Origin of the sequence: Nonomuraea sp. WAC 01424 (assembly GCF_003947315.1) — a bacterium.
In the GTDB taxonomy this organism is placed as follows: Bacteria; Actinomycetota; Actinomycetes; order Streptosporangiales; family Streptosporangiaceae; genus Nonomuraea; species Nonomuraea spiralis.
On record NZ_QHHZ01000019.1, the window covers coordinates 171,842 to 186,084 of the forward strand.

Sequence of the window (14,243 nt, forward strand, 5' to 3'; positions counted from 1 at the left end):
CCGGTGACCCCGTACGCGGCCCGCCGCATCCGGGCAGCGCTGATGACGATCGTGATGTTCGGCATCGTCGCGGCGTTCCTGTCGCCTCTCGTCCAGATGACGCTGTCGTCGCTGAAGAGCGAACGGCAGGTCAGCCAGGCGCACGCGCCGCTGCTGCCGTCCGACCCGCGCACCTTCACCCACGAGGGCCGGCGGTACGACGTGTACCAGGTGCCGCTCGACGGCGCGGTCCGCGAACTCGCCCTGGTGAAGAAGGGGCGCGCCGAGAGCGAGTTCGTCGACCCGGCGGCGCCCGAGCAGGGAACCGTCACCTGGCGCGGCTCCTGGCGCACCCTCGAACCCAGCTGGACCCTGGCGCCGCAATGGTCGAACTACGCCGCGGTCTGGAAACTCATCGACTTCCCCCGGCTGCTGTTCAACACCATCGCACTGGCGGTGATCAGCACGATCGGGACCGTTCTGTCGTGCACGCTGGTCGCCTACGGCTTCGCCCGCTTCCGCTTCCCCGGCCGCGGACCGCTGTTCACCCTGCTCATCACCACGATCTTCCTGCCCGCCGCGGTGACGATGATCCCGACCTACGCGATCTTCGCGCAGATCGGGTGGGTCGGCACCTGGCTGCCGCTGCTCGTACCGACCTTCTTCGCCAACGCCTACAGCGTCTTTCTGCTACGGCAGTACTTCCTGACGATCCCGCGCGAGATGGACGAAGCGGCCGCGATCGACGGTGCCGGACCGCTGCGCACGTTGCGTTCGGTGATCGTGCCGCAGGCGTGGCCGGCGATCACCGCCGTCACCCTGTTCAACTTCGTCTACACCTGGAACGACTACTTCACCCCGCTCATCTACCTGTCCGGCCGGCCCGAACTCCAGCCGCTGCAGGTGGGCCTGGCCGCCTTCAACGGCCTGTACTCGACGAAACCCGCCTACATCCAGGCCGGCGCCATGATGACGATCGCCGTACCGGTGATCCTTTTCATCTGCTTCCAGCGCACGTTCGTGCGCGGCATCATGAGCACCGGGGTGGAGAAATGACCCCAGCGCCCACCGCGGCAAGTGCGGCGTTGAACCCGTCCGGTCCGCCGCTCGCCTCCAGCAGGGCCGGGGCCAGGTGCCGACGGATCTCGCCGTCCAGCGGCGGACCGCGTCAGGAGGCGTCCAGCAGCCAGTCAAGCTGGTGTTCCGCGGGGGAGGAGGCGGTTTCGTCGATCACTGCCGTGCCTTTCCTGCCAGGGGGAGTGGTCAGCGTTTGAAGGCCGACAGGAGCCGGGCGATCGCCGGTTGCCGCGACGCCAGCCAGTCGGCGATGTCGGTGACCACGGCCGCGTCCACGTGCTGGGGCCTGTCGTAGTCCGCGGGGGTGGACGGGCCTGAGCCGGGGAAGAACAGGTGGTCGTCGGCGTCGTAGACGCGGATGGTGACGTCCGTACGGTGGGCGAGTCCTGCCTGCCAGCCCGCGAGGTCGTCGGCGACGGTCACCTGGTAGTCGCGGCCGCCCTGCAGGATGAGCATCGGCTTGTCCAGCGCGGCCGCGGCCGCGACCGGGTCGTAACCGCGCAGGTCGAGCCAGTACGCCCCGGAGAACCCGAACGGCAGCTCCGCGGCGGGTGTCTCGGCCGACAGCTGAGGGCTGTCGACCCGGGCGGCCTGCCGCGTGATCGCCTCGACCGCGGCCTGCGCGCCGGGATCGAGCGAGGCGAGATGGCGGACGACGCGGACGGCGGCCTGATGCATGGGCTGGGTGTCACCGGCCAGGAGCACCAGTCCGGCCACCGACGGCTCGGCGGCGGCGACCCGCGGGGCGACCTTGCCGCCCATGCTGTGACCCGCGACGAACACCCGCGCGGCGTCGACGGCAGGGTGGCCCTGGAGGAGGCGGATGGCCGCGACGGCGTGCGGGACGTACTCATCGCTCATCGTGAAGCCCCGGTCCGCCGCCACCTCGGCGGCGTGGGTATGGGTGACCTTGTCGAAGCGCAGCACCGCCACGCCGCGGCCGGCCAGCCCCCAGGCAAGGTCCTTGAGGGGCTTGTTGGGGCCGCTGGTGGCGTCCCGGTCGAACGGTCCGCCGCCGCTGAGCAGCACCACCGCGGGCCACGGGCCGCGCCCGCGCGGCAGGCTCAACGTGCCGGGTACGGCCAGCGCGCCGGCGCCCACGGTGACCTCGTGCTCGTCGAACCTCTTGCGGCGGGCGTACGGGGGCGGCGTCCACGGCTCGGCGAGCGGAGGTGCGAGCCGCAGGTCCTGCAGCAGGCCGGTCTCGTCGACCGTCATGACCACCGTCAGTCCGCCACGTTCGTACGTCACCGGGACGCTCACCTTGACCAGCTCGGCCTTCCCCGTGGCGGTCACCCCGCTGTCGGGGGCCGGCTCGCTGATCGGCGTCCCGATCGCGGAGATCGCCCCGATCCTGGAGAGCTGGCTCTCCCAGGCGACCTGCAGCGTCTCAGCGGAGACCGCCGCTCGTAGCGGCGGGGCGAACAACGTCTCAATGTCCGCGAAGCGTCCGCTCCGCGCCATCTCGACGATCGCCGTGGCGATCGCCGCTGGATCCGTTTCCGTGGTCATCCCAACCCCATCCTTTCTACTGTTTTGCGAACGGTAGCACAGCATGAGACTGTTGGATCGTGGACACTTTGGAGCTACTGGCGCATCCGGTACGGCTGCGGATCGTGCACGCGATGCGCGGAGAGCGGGAACTCACCACCGGCCAGCTGTGCGCGCGGATCCCCGACACTTCGAAGGCCATGGTCTATCGGCACGTCGACCTGCTCGCCGCCAGCGGGATCCTGGAAGTGGCGGGCGAGAGGCGGGTGCGCGGCGCGGTGGAGCGCCGCTACCGGCTACGCCACGACCGAGCCGTCCTCGACGCCGATGTGCTCGCGGCCATGACGCCCGACGACCACCGGCGTGCTTTCGCCACCTCGATGGCCGTCCTGGTCGCCGAATTCAACGCCTATCTCGACCATGAGGAGGCCGACCCGGTGGCGGACCTCGTCGGCTACCGGCAGCACGCCATCTGGCTCACCCGCGGCGAGCTGGAAAAGATGATCATCGAGTTCCGTCGCGTGATCCTGCCCCTGTTGACCAATCAGCCAACGCCGGACCGCACACAACACCTGCTCAGCCCGATCTTCTTCCCGGTCGAGCAGCCACCCGCCGACTCCGAACCGGACCCGGAGCGCCCTGACCCACGTACATGAGCGATCGCGGCGGCACGATGTCGCCCAGAGGCGTCGGTGGAAGGCGGTGCGTTACGCGTCCAGTCGCCGTACCGCGAGTTCGGCCAGCAGCCGCGCGCCGTCGTCCAGCACCACGTCGTCGAACTCCGCGCGTGGCGAGTGGTTCTCCTCCGCCTCGTCGCGGCCCAGGCGTGCCGGGCGCGCGCCCAGGAACACGAAAGCCCCGGGCACCCGCGCCAGCACGCGGGAGAAGTCCTCGGAGGCGGGATGCGGGTGGGGCATCGCGGCCAGTCGTTGGGCGCCCCAAAGCTGTTCGATCGTGTCGCTCGCGAAGGCGGTCTCCGCGGGGTCGGTGACGGTGACCGGCAGCTCGGCGTCGTAGTCGATCTCCGCTGTGGTCCCGTGCGCCGCCGCTATGCCCGTGACCAGCTCGCACAGCAGACGGCGGGCGGAGGCGCGATTACGTTCGGAATAGGTGCGGATCGTGGCCTCGAAGCAGGCCGAGGCGGGGATGGCGGTGCCGTGGGATCCGGCCGACACGTGGCCGACGGTCACGACCACCGGGTCGAAGGCGTCGAACCTGCGTGTCACCAGGGCGTGGACGGCCGTGATCATCTCGGCGAGCGGCGGCACGGGGTCGAGCGCACGATGCGGTACGGCGCCGTGGCCGCCCTTGCCGTGCACGGTGACGCGCATCCGCGCCGTGCCCGACAACACGGTTCCGGCACGGGTGGCGAACACGCCGGCCCGCCGTACGGACTGCACGTGCAGCGCGTACGCCGCGAGCGGCGGTGCGCCGGCCGCCTCGAGCACCCCCTCGGAGATCATCGCGGCTGCTCCGTCGTGCCCCTCCTCTCCCGGCTGGAACATCAGGATCACATCGCCCGGCAGGTCGTCACGAACGGCGCACAGCAGGTGCGCCGCGCCCACGAGCATCGCGGTGTGCAGGTCGTGGCCGCAGGCGTGCATCACGCCCTGGTTGCGGGAGGCGTAGGGAAGCTCTGTACTCTCCTGGATCGGCAATGCGTCCATGTCGGCGCGCAGGAGGACGACCGGCCGCTCAACGATGGGGCGGCCGCCGCGCAGCACCGCGGTCACCGAGGTCGAGGCTGCTCCCAGAGTGATCTCCAGTGGGAGCCCGGCCAGTCCCTCCATCACCCGCCGCTGGGTACGGGGCAACGCCAGACCCAGCTCAGGATCGGCGTGCAGCGCTCGGCGCAGGGACACCAACAGGCCGGTGGGTATCACGGATCTTCCTCCTGCTTGGATGGCTTCGTCGCTGGAGTGCAGCAGGTCCCCCCATCGGGTCGCCGCTGTCGTCAGCGAATCGGCAAACCAGGGGCTGGAGGCGACGGATCCGTGCGGCAGGAGCTCAGCGAGCAGGATCTCCGGTTGATCCACGCGGTCCAGCTCGCGCCGCGAGCACCCTGGACGACGATCGGCCCGGCCTGCGCCCAGCACCCGATCACCGCGGCCCGCCGCTGGCAGCGGCTCGTGGACCGCGGCCTGGTGTCGGTGCTGGTGACACCCGGTCCCGCGCTCCTGCGCCGGCTCGTGACCGCCTACCTCGACGTGGAATGCGGGCCGGCCGACCGAGAGGCCGTGATCGCCGCCCTGCTCGTCAACCCACGGGTGGCTTCGATCACGATCGTCGGCTCCGGCCGCAGCCTGTTCCTGACCCTGATGGCCGACTCCCTCCAAGCCCTGGCCGACCTGGTGCTCGCCCAAATCGAGACACTGCCGGGCGTGCTGCGTACCGAGCTCTACCCGATCACCCAGGTGTACGGCGAGGGCAGCTCGTGGCGCCTGGACGCGCTGGAGCGTTCCGAGGTCAGGAGCCTCGACCGCCACCCCGAGCGTCCGGCCCGGCCGCTCGCCCTGTCCGGACGGCACCGGGCGCTGTTCCGCGCGCTCAGCCTGGACGCCCGCGCCCCGGTGGCGGCGCTCTCCGAGCAGGTCGGCGAGAGCCCCTCGACGACCAGCCGGCGGGTGGCGGCGATGCTCGCCGCCGGGCTGGTGTCGATGAGGTGCGACGTCACGCAGGAGGCGGCGGGCTGGCCGATCCTCGTCAACTACTTCCTGCGCGTGCCGGCCGCCGATCTGGACGCCGTCGGGCGGGCGCTGGCCGCGTTGCCGCAGAACCGGGGCAGCTTCGCCGTCGCGGCGCGGCCGAACCTCTTCGTCAGCCAGTGGCTGCGCCACATGTCCGACATCTCGTACGGCGAGGCGCGCATGGCGGGGGCGATCCCGTCACTGGAGGTGCTGGACCGGATGGTCGCCCTGCGCGTCGTCAAACGTATGGGCCGGGTCTTGGACGCGGACGGACGCACCATCGCGGTGGTCCCGCTCGACCCCTGGCACGGATCCGTCGCCACACCGCCCGCCACGACCGATCGCTCATAGATTCGGTCGGCCGTCACCGTGCCGTGCTTGGGTTCCGTGCAGCCAGACAGACGAAAAGGGGAGGCCGACGACATTGGGTGACGACGTGCTCAGCCCGCGGATCAAGGCTCTGTTCGAGTCGGACGATCCGGCCGCGAGCGAGGCGAGGTTGTGGGCCGAGCTCCGGAAAGACGGCACGCCGCTGATCGAGAGATGTCCCGACGACCCGCAGGCTTGCCTGGTGACCTTCCTGTGGAAGGCGGACCGGCCGGTCGAGCAGGTCAGGATCGTCGAGACGGTCAGTGGGCTCCCGCCGCAACGGCGCTCTCTGGCGCCGGTACCAGGGACCGCCACCCGATTCCTCACCTGGAGGATCAGGACGGACGTTCGCACCACCTACAGTTTCGAGATCGTCGACGCGTCCGGGGTCGAGCACGTCCCCGACCCGTACGCCCGGGTCCGCGAAGCGCATGACTTCGCCGCCCTGGCCACCCCTGGTGTGCCTCCGCTGCGGTCGGTGCTGGTGTGCCCGGACGCCGCGCCGCTGTCGTGGGCCGACCGGCGCCCTGACGTCCCGAGGGGGACGGTGGTGGAAGGGACGTACGACGACGGCAGGCAGGTGTGGACGTACCTCCCGCCGGGCCGCGACGAGCCGAGCGCTCCACTGGGCGTCCTGGTCGTGCTCGACGGTCATGCCGGACACAGCGCGAGCACCGTACTCGACAACCTGCACGCCGAGGGAAGGATCCTGCCCACGGCGGCGCTGTTCGTCCAGCAGGGCGACCGTAACAAGGAACTCGCCTGCGACGCGGAATGGTCCCGCCACCTGGCCGAGGACCTGCTGCCGTGGGCGCGGCGCCGCCACCCCCTCACCTCCGACCCGGCGGCGACCGTCATCACCGGCTGCAGCCTGGGCGGGCTGTGCGCGGCCTACACCGGGTTGAAGCACCCTGACGTGTTCGGCGGTGTGCTCATGTTGTCGGGATCGGTCTGGTGGGACCCGGACACCCTGCGCGCCTACGCCCGCCTCGCCGACCCCGCCGCCGCCACCGATCCGGCCGCCACGGTCGTCGGTGCCGGGTCCAGGACGCCCGTGCTCATCGACGAGTTCATGCGGGCCGACCCCGTGCCGACCCGGATCTACCAGGAGGTCGGGACGTTCGAGACCGGGCCGCCGCCCGCCACCCCCGGACAGGTGCACGCCAGTAGGCACCTGCGCGACGTACTCACACTCAAGGGCTACGACTACCGATACCGCGAGTTCGCCGGCGGCCACGACGAGACCTGGTGGCGCAGCCGGCTCGGCGACGGGCTGATCTGGCTGAGGGGGAGCGGCGCCGATGCCTGAGGTGAGCCTTCCCCGCCCCACCGGCCCCTATCGGGCCGGCGTCCGGGACGTAGAGGCGGGTCCGCTGCTGATGCGGGTCTGGTACCCGGCGGCGGCGACGGTCCGGCCCCGGCCGTACGCGGCCGGGAGCGAGCGGGACCTGCTGCTGGAGTGGACCGCCCGCCGCAACCCGACCTGGCCGCCCGCCACCACCACCGCCGCGCTCGCCGCGGCGCTCACCCACGACCACCGCGACGCCCCCGCCAGGCCGGGGCCTCATCCGACGATCGTGTTCTCCCACGGCGCCGACCTGTACCCCGCACAGAACACCTCGTTGCTGACCGAACTCGCCTCCCACGGTCACGTCGCCGTCAGCGTGCTCCAGCACGGCGGCGGTTTCGCCGCGCGGCCCGACGGATCGCGGCTCGGACCGGAGGAGCCGCTCATCGCCGCGGCCGTCGACCTGTTCAAGCGGCTGGAGCGCTACATGCCGCTCGGAGACGACCTCGACGCCCGCCACGCCTGGTTCGCCGACCTCTGGGAGAACGGCAAGGTGGTCCCGCTCGTCCGGCAGTGGCGCGACCGCATGATCGCCGTCACCGACGCGCTGTCGGCCGCGACACCGGACGGCCCCTTCGGCGACCTCGCCGGCGCCTGCGACCTGACGCGACTGACCTACATGGGAATGTCCCTCGGCGGATGCGCCGCCGGTCGCGCCGCGCACGCCGACCCGCGCGGGCGCGCCGCCGTCAACCTCGACGGCATGCACCTCGCGCCCGACCTCTTCGGCCGCTCCGCCCGCGTGCCGATCCTCGGTCTGTACGCGGACTTCAAGGGCCGTGCACACCACAGCGACCTGTTCTACGAGGAATTCGGCCAGATGGGGTTGCGCGGGGATATCGTCCGGGTCAAGGTCACCGACGCCATGCACCGGGATTTCACGGACCTGGCGCTGCTGCCTGACAAGCAGCGCCTCGGCCACGCCGGCCACCTCGGCCTCGTGGACGGGAAGCGCGTCACCCGGCTCGTGGGGGCGCTGACGCTGGCGTTCCTCGACCGGTTCGTCGAGGGCAGGGCCCCCGCGGCGCTGCCGCTCGGAGACGGAGCCGAACTCATCGACGTCTCGCACGTACGCGCATGGACCGGGCACGAGACGACCTGACGCGCGGCAGCTTGGCGGCGCTCAGCCGTATGGATTCGGCGTCGGTGTCCTTGGTGAGACAGCCGCGGGCGCGCACCCGCAGCTCGCTCTCCTGATCCACCCGGCCCGCCCGGGGGGCGTCCGGTACGTTCCGGTGGGCGTCGCCACCGCAGGTGGACTGGTAGGGGTATCCGGGAAAGTAGGCCGACCAGTTCTCGGCGGTGAGGCCCTGGCCCGTTCGGCGGCAGACGGCGGCGGCCGCGGCGGCCGGTGTGAGGTCGTAGCGCAGGAGGGGAACGTGTATGCCGGCCACGTACAGAGCCTCGTTGTCCACTCTCAGTGCCAGGACTGTGCCGGCCGGGGTGCGGATGGGCGCTCCGATCGGCTGCCGCAGGGCCGTGTCCCACAGTTGCACGTCACCGTTGACCCTGCCGGCGGCGAGCACCTGCCCGTCCGCGGAGAACGCGAGCGCGGTGACGGGCCCGGAGGCCGAGGCGGGCGTGAGCGTGCCGAGATGGCGTCGTACGTCGCCGTCCCACAAGGCGATCTGACCCGCCGCGTCGCCCACGGCGAAGAGGCTCGCGTCGCGGCTGAAGGCCAGGGCCTTGCCCGGTCCGGGTCCGGTGGTACGCGGGATCACCCGGCCCGCGGCCAGGTCGGCGACGTCGCCCCTCGAGGTGACGAGAACACGTTCGCGTGGATCGACGATGATCGTGTCTCCCGAGAGACCGGGCGTTTTCGCGGGAGCGGTGCCGGCGCGGATGTCCCATGAGGTGAACGACGTGGAAGGCGAGGTCCGGACGTCGCCGGCCTGGCCGACGGCGAGGAGAGTGCCGCCTCCGCCGGCGAACGCGAGGCCGGCTGCGAAGGGGATGGGCGGGGAGACGGCGGTGACGCGCTGTTGCGTGAGATCCCATACCTTCGCACTGAACGGCCCGCCGAAGCGGTCGCCGTACGCGAGGGCCTGGCCGTCGTGGCGGAAACCGGCGATCATCCAGCAGCGAGGAGTCCAGAACGTGCCTCCCGGGCAGGGCACCGGGGGCGGTCCTGGAAGGCGTCGTCCGGACTTGACGTCGCGAAGCTCGACCCGGTCGCGGTACACGGTGGCCAGCTTGTCGCCGGTAAGGCTGAAGGTGGCCGACTGCGACCTCTCGTCGTACCGGAGGGTGTCCGGGGCGGTGCTCAGCTGAAGTGTGCGCACGGTCGCCGGCCATCCCGTCCCTCCACGGGAGCCGACGATGAAGCGGACGCGGTTGGCAGCCGGGTCGAGGTGCAGGCTCGCGGCATTGGCGCCGCTGTAGGGGTAACGGAAGAGCGGGCTGTCGAGCTGGCTCATCCGCAGTACCACGTACCCGTCGACACCGGCGGCCATGAGGAGGGCGCCGTCGGCGCTGAAGCTGACATCGTGCACGGCCAGCTCGTCCACGTAGGGGCCCTCCTTGCCCGACGGCAGCTCCCACTGGCGGATCTTGGTCTCGGTGGTCAGCAGCAGCCGCCGTCCGTCCGGCGCCAGACTCACCCGTTCGTCCCGGCACTGCTGCCCTGAGAGTACGGGTGCCCCCGGCAGCTCGCGTCTGCGTCCGGAGGGCAGGTCCCACAGTTGCAGCGGCGCGCCCGGCACACAGAGCGCGAGGGTCCGGTCGTCGGCGCTGAGCACGGCGTCGGGAGTGTCTCTCTCGCTCCGCGCACGACCGGAATGCTGCTCACGCGCGAGCGCCCCGTCGATCCAGGTCTGCTTCCGCGCGGCGGGCTTCTTCTTCCTCGGCGTACTCACCCGCAGGACCTGTCGCCGGGTGCCCGGGTCCCACACGCTGACTCGGTAGCGGGAGCCGGCGGCATGGTAGGTGATCAGGTAGCGGCCGCTCGGGGCGATCTCGCTGCCCTGGTTGGCGGTGTCCAGCGGGCGTAGGTCGTGGCGGCCCTTCACCAGGTCCCACAGCGTCACCTCGGCGGTGGCCCGGTCGATGACAGGCAGCCATCGAGCGTCACCGCTGCCCACCCCGGTGTTCGGTAGCAGCGCGCCGAGCCCGGGCGCGACGGACAGACGCTGTCGCGTGTCCAGGTCCCAGCGGGTGACCTGGGTGGCGCCGGCGCTGATGAGCGAGCGTCCGTCAGCGCTCAGCCAGCGCATGGTCTCCTCCGCCTGGTCGGGGTCGGTGAAGGTGTCCTGCTCAGGTTGCAGGCCGGCCGTACGAAGTGCCGCGCGGGTCTCAGGGAGGTCGGCCAGGCGCCAGGCCGCCAGGCTGAGCTGCATGGCCAGGCGCGGGTCGGACTGGCGCAGGCTCTCGGCGGTGCCGGCCATCTGGCGGGCGTGCGCCTCGCGCTGCCGCCGGCTGCTGACCGTGTTCTGCTGCCAGGCCAGTGACGCCGCCACCAGCGCGAGTACGACCACGACCGACAGGACCGAGGTCCGTAGTCCGCGTCGGCGGCGTGCGCCGTGGTGGGCGGCTGTGCCGGCATGGAGGAAGGCCCGCTCCTCGGGGGTGAGTGTGTCGAGGTGCTGGGTGAGGTGTTCTTGGGCGGTGGCCAGTTGGAGTCCGCGGTAGAGGGTGCCGGGGTCGCGGGCGTGGTCGTTCCAGGTGGTGGCCGCTTCGGTGAGGCGGCGGTGGACGCGCAGTCGTTCCCGGTCTTCCTCCACCCAGTCGCGCAGGCGGGGCCAGGCGGTCAGCAGCGCTTCGTGGGCCAGGTCGGCGGTGTCGTCGTCCAGGGTGATCAGGCGGGCGGCGGCCAGTTGTTCCAGCAGGACCGGGCCCGGGTCGAGAGGGTCGCCGGTGAGTAGTTCGGCGCGCCGTACCGGGCGGCGGGTGTCCTGCGCGCCTGCCTGGCCCGGGGTGACCAGGCGCAGCAGCAGCTCGCGTAATCGCTGCCGCTGGGTGGGGGTCAGGTCGGTGTAGAGGTTCTCGGCGGTGTGGGCGACGGCGCCGTGGATGCCGCCGGTGGCTTCGTAGTCGGCCAGGGTGAGTGCCTTGCCGTGGTGGCGCCGCCAGGTCTCCAGCAGGGCGTGCGACATCAACGGCAGGCCGCCGGGCTCGTCGGCCACCTCCTCGATGAGGGTGGCGGTCAGTTCGCGCTGGACGATCAGTCCGGCGGCCGCGGCCGGTTTGGTGATCGCCTCACGCAGATCGCTCCGGCTCATCGGGCCGACCGGGACCGTGGAGTCCCGGACGGCTTCCATCAGTGCGGGATGGCGCGCGCAGTGGTCGAAGAAGTCCGCGCGGACGGCCAGCACCACCCGGCCGGCCTGACCATTGACCAGGGCGTCGATGAACGCCTGGCGTTCGTCCGGGTCCTGGCACAGGGTGAACGTCTCCTCGAACTGGTCGACCACGATCACCTCATCCGCGGCAGCCTCTGGCAGCGCCGCCTGCGGGTGGGCGCCCGGTGTCACCACCCGCACCGCGCGCGGCCGTAGCCTCGGCACCAGCCCCGCACGCAGCAGCGAGGACTTGCCGCAGCCCGACGGGCCCACCACCACGACCAGGCGATGCGCGTCCACCAGGTCGGCCACCCGCTCGACCAGCGCGGTCCGGCCGAAGAAGTACGCCTGATCGGCTGTCTCGAACCTGGCCAGCCCCCGATACGGCGCCCGAGCCATATCCCCGCCCACGGCGGTGGCCTCACGGACAGCGGCCAGGGCCTCCTGCCACCGGGTCCGCCACTGCTGGGTGTCCCCGCCGCACGCCTGTACGTAGGCGAGGGTGACCGGCAGGGTCGCAAACCGGTCTCCTGCCGCGGCCTGCGCCAGCGTGGCGGCCGAGCACGGCACCCGAGCGGCCATCGCCCGGTAGGACGGCCCGCCCGCCTCCTGCCGCAGCTTGCGCAGCTCCACGGCGAAGGCGGCTACCGGGCCGTCCGCCGGATCGACCGGTCGTTCACGACGCCCCACACGATCCCCCATATCCCCGAATACGGGCAAACCAGCACAACGTACCCAGCCGCGTGGAGATGATCAAGTTTTGTCCAGGTGACGAATCGGGCTTCCAGACAATCCAGCAGCCACCAAGACTGGCCCCTGCCTGCCGTTATCTGCTCGGGCGGGCGGTTCATCCCGGATCCCGTAGCTGCAATCTCTCCGGCAGATCTGGCCGCTGATCGTCACCCTGGACTCGCTTCTCTCGCGAGATCAAGTCGCTGCCGAATCCGGGGAATGGCAGAGCGCCGGCCCGGGGCTTCCCGGACCGGCGCTCCCTCATGTGCGGCCTCAGCCGCCGGCGCTGAAGGACTTCGCGCCGTTACCGTAGACGGTCATGTCCACCCAGGGGTGCGATTCCTGGATGCAGGAGACGTACGGGACAAGGCAGAAGACGCCCTGGGTCCGCTTGCGCCACTGGGCCGATCCCCGGCCGCCGTTGCTCACGAGCGACTCGTGGTTCTTGAACGACCAGCCCACCATGTAGACCTCGGCCCACCTGACGTAGAAATGGGCGCTGGTGATCCGGCTGCCGTCGCGGCAGTAGTCCATTCTCTGGAAATACTTCCAGAGCCATTGGCCGACGCGGTTCTTGCCGCCCCGGTAACCGGTGTAGATCCAGCAGGAACTCGCCAGAATCTGGGTCCGTTCCTCGGCCGAGACGATGACGTCGTTCTGGGCGAGCTTCGCGAGATAGTCCTCGCTGGAGATGGAGTCCAGCGGTTCCTCGCCGTTCTCGGTGGTGGCCAGTTCGGTGTCGGGATCTGCCGGGGACGACGAGGCCTTCTGGACCGTCCTGCTCTCCGCTCCCGCTGCGGGCGCGAGCGTCAAGCAGGCGAGCGCCGCCAGCAACACGACAAACGCATGCCGTACGAGCGGAATACGCCTTCGCAGGCTTCTCATGGCTGTCCTTTTCCGCGATCGCCAAGAATCGCATATCGGCTTGAGCGAGCGAACCTTTCATGAGTAGTACGTCCCTGGACGGCGAGCTCGACAGAATTCATCGCCGATTTCCGGCCGGCCGGTTCATGGCCCGCCGTACCGGGGCTGTCGCACGGCGATACCGCATCTCGACGGCGGCGGCCGATTCGCCGCGCGCGACGCCGATCTGCCCCCAGGTGGCGCCCTCCATTCGCAGGTGGGCCACATGACGGATCTCGGGATCGAGCAGCGCGATCAGGGGTGCCGCGCGCCGGGCCTCGTCCCAGTCGGCCACGGTGTCCTCGAAGCCGTGGGGGCGCGGCATCAGCGCCGCGTGACGGCGTAACGCCTGTTCGCGTGCCGTCCGGCGGTGGTGGTCGACCACAAGTCGCGCCGTGACCGTGGCGAGGAAGGGCCACGCCCGTTCCTCCTCCAGCCTGGCGAAGGTGGCGGTACGCAACAACGCGTCCTGGACGACGTCCTCCGCGTCCGCCCCCGCCCCCATGCGTATCGCCAAGGCCACCAGCCGCGTGCGGTGCGCCATCAAAACATGCCAACGTTGTTCTGTGACATTCATGCCACGGCCCTCTCCGTTTTCCGCGCAGACAAAGGAGCTCGAACAAAGTCGCCCGCACATTCCGGGCATGCGGAATCGCCGTCACCAGGACCGCCACCGGACATTTCCCGGCCGCCCGAGAAGGGCCTGATTACTCCCGGCGCAATTCATCGGACGCGCCGGGCGGTCACCACCGGCGGCCCCCGAACCCCCGCCCATCCCCCTCCATGCGGGGCACCGGGCCGCCTCCGACCGGCCTTCACTTCCGCGCTCGGCTCTGACCGGGATCAAAGCAGTTCGAGACCGGGTCCAGAACGAGCGGGGCAGCGCTCTGTCCGGATCCATGGGATTCCCGTCCGCTTGCCAGGGCGCCGCTCGGCGTCGCGCAGGAAGCCTACATACGGCTGGACTGGTACTGGGCCCGCGCCCTCACCGGCGACGACCCGGCCGGCACCGCGGCCAAGGCCGAACATCTCCTGGCCGCGACCCTGCTCGACCCGCCGAGATGGGGCCTCGCCTACTGGTACGGACTGATCGCCGAGATGTGGCTGGCAGCCGAGATGCCCGACAAGGCCGCGACCGCCCTCGACCGGGCCGACCAGGCCGTCAAGGCCCACGGCCAACGCTATGCCGAAGGACTTCTCCTGTTGCTGCGCGCCCGCCTGCTGCACGCCCGCGGCGAACCCGTCGACGTCGTACGAGCCGCCGCCGACGAAGCCCGCGCCCGATCCGGCGAACGCGGGGCCCACCTCTTCGCCCGCCGCGCCGAGAGGTTCCTGGCCGATCTCGACCAGAATCCGGCAGGATGTTGATCGCGATGCGGC

Annotated in this window: 11 protein-coding genes; 6 read left to right on the forward strand and 5 right to left on the reverse strand. The window is 70.9% G+C overall.

All coding sequences use genetic code 11. The annotated features are described in order from the left end of the window. Positions 1-3: 3 nt before the first annotated feature. Positions 4-1,035, forward strand: coding sequence for a carbohydrate ABC transporter permease (locus DMB42_RS42360; protein WP_221762592.1), 1,032 nt, complete (start codon positions 4-6; stop codon positions 1,033-1,035). A 207-nt stretch (positions 1,036-1,242) separates the two neighbouring features. Here DMB42_RS42360 and DMB42_RS42365 read toward each other — a convergent pair whose 3' ends face one another. Further along, the gene (locus DMB42_RS42365) at positions 1,243-2,568 is read right to left on the reverse strand and encodes a serine aminopeptidase domain-containing protein (RefSeq protein WP_125645002.1); all 1,326 of its coding nucleotides are present in this window, start codon (positions 2,566-2,568) and stop codon (positions 1,243-1,245) included. Positions 2,569-2,627: 59 nt separating this feature from the next. On the opposite strand from DMB42_RS42365, the gene DMB42_RS42370 reads away from it, so the two are divergent. Continuing rightward, on the forward strand, positions 2,628-3,203 hold the full coding sequence (locus DMB42_RS42370; protein ID WP_125645004.1) for a helix-turn-helix domain-containing protein: 576 nt from the start codon (positions 2,628-2,630) through the stop codon (positions 3,201-3,203). Between the two features lie 51 nt (positions 3,204-3,254). Here DMB42_RS42370 and DMB42_RS42375 read toward each other — a convergent pair whose 3' ends face one another. Further along, a complete protein-coding gene (locus DMB42_RS42375) occupies positions 3,255-4,409 on the reverse strand; it encodes a M20 family metallopeptidase (protein WP_312024801.1) in 1,155 nt (384 codons plus the stop codon). A gap of 132 nt (positions 4,410-4,541) precedes the next feature. On the opposite strand from DMB42_RS42375, the gene DMB42_RS42380 reads away from it, so the two are divergent. From DMB42_RS42380 to DMB42_RS42390, 3 genes are all read left to right on the forward strand, one after another. Next, a complete protein-coding gene (locus DMB42_RS42380) occupies positions 4,542-5,585 on the forward strand; it encodes an Lrp/AsnC family transcriptional regulator (protein WP_260478264.1) in 1,044 nt (347 codons plus the stop codon). A gap of 73 nt (positions 5,586-5,658) precedes the next feature. After that, positions 5,659-6,912 carry an esterase family protein gene (locus DMB42_RS42385; RefSeq protein ID WP_125645008.1) on the forward strand — a complete coding sequence of 418 codons (1,254 nt, stop codon included), beginning with the start codon at positions 5,659-5,661 and terminating at the stop codon, positions 6,910-6,912. Beyond that, positions 6,905-8,053 (forward strand): hypothetical protein, encoded by a 1,149-nt coding sequence (locus DMB42_RS42390; protein WP_125645010.1) that lies wholly within the window; start codon positions 6,905-6,907, stop codon positions 8,051-8,053. Before DMB42_RS42385 ends, DMB42_RS42390 begins: the two co-directional genes overlap by 8 nt. Here DMB42_RS42390 and DMB42_RS42395 read toward each other — a convergent pair. The 3 genes from DMB42_RS42395 to DMB42_RS42405 all read right to left on the reverse strand — a co-directional run bounded on the left by DMB42_RS42395 (position 8,004) and on the right by DMB42_RS42405 (position 13,407). After that, positions 8,004-11,918 (reverse strand): AAA family ATPase, encoded by a 3,915-nt coding sequence (locus DMB42_RS42395; RefSeq protein ID WP_125645011.1) that lies wholly within the window; start codon positions 11,916-11,918, stop codon positions 8,004-8,006. The genes DMB42_RS42390 and DMB42_RS42395 overlap by 50 nt on opposite strands. Positions 11,919-12,233: 315 nt before the next feature. Then, positions 12,234-12,797 (reverse strand): hypothetical protein, encoded by a 564-nt coding sequence (locus DMB42_RS42400; RefSeq protein WP_125645013.1) that lies wholly within the window; start codon positions 12,795-12,797, stop codon positions 12,234-12,236. Between the two features lie 145 nt (positions 12,798-12,942). After that, a complete protein-coding gene (locus tag DMB42_RS42405; RefSeq protein ID WP_185845155.1) occupies positions 12,943-13,407 on the reverse strand; it encodes an RNA polymerase sigma factor in 465 nt (154 codons plus the stop codon). A 554-nt stretch (positions 13,408-13,961) separates the two neighbouring features. Between DMB42_RS42405 and DMB42_RS54475 the strand changes: the two genes are divergently transcribed. Continuing rightward, the gene (locus tag DMB42_RS54475) at positions 13,962-14,231 is read left to right on the forward strand and encodes a hypothetical protein (RefSeq protein ID WP_221762593.1); all 270 of its coding nucleotides are present in this window, start codon (positions 13,962-13,964) and stop codon (positions 14,229-14,231) included. Positions 14,232-14,243: the final 12 nt, after the last annotated feature.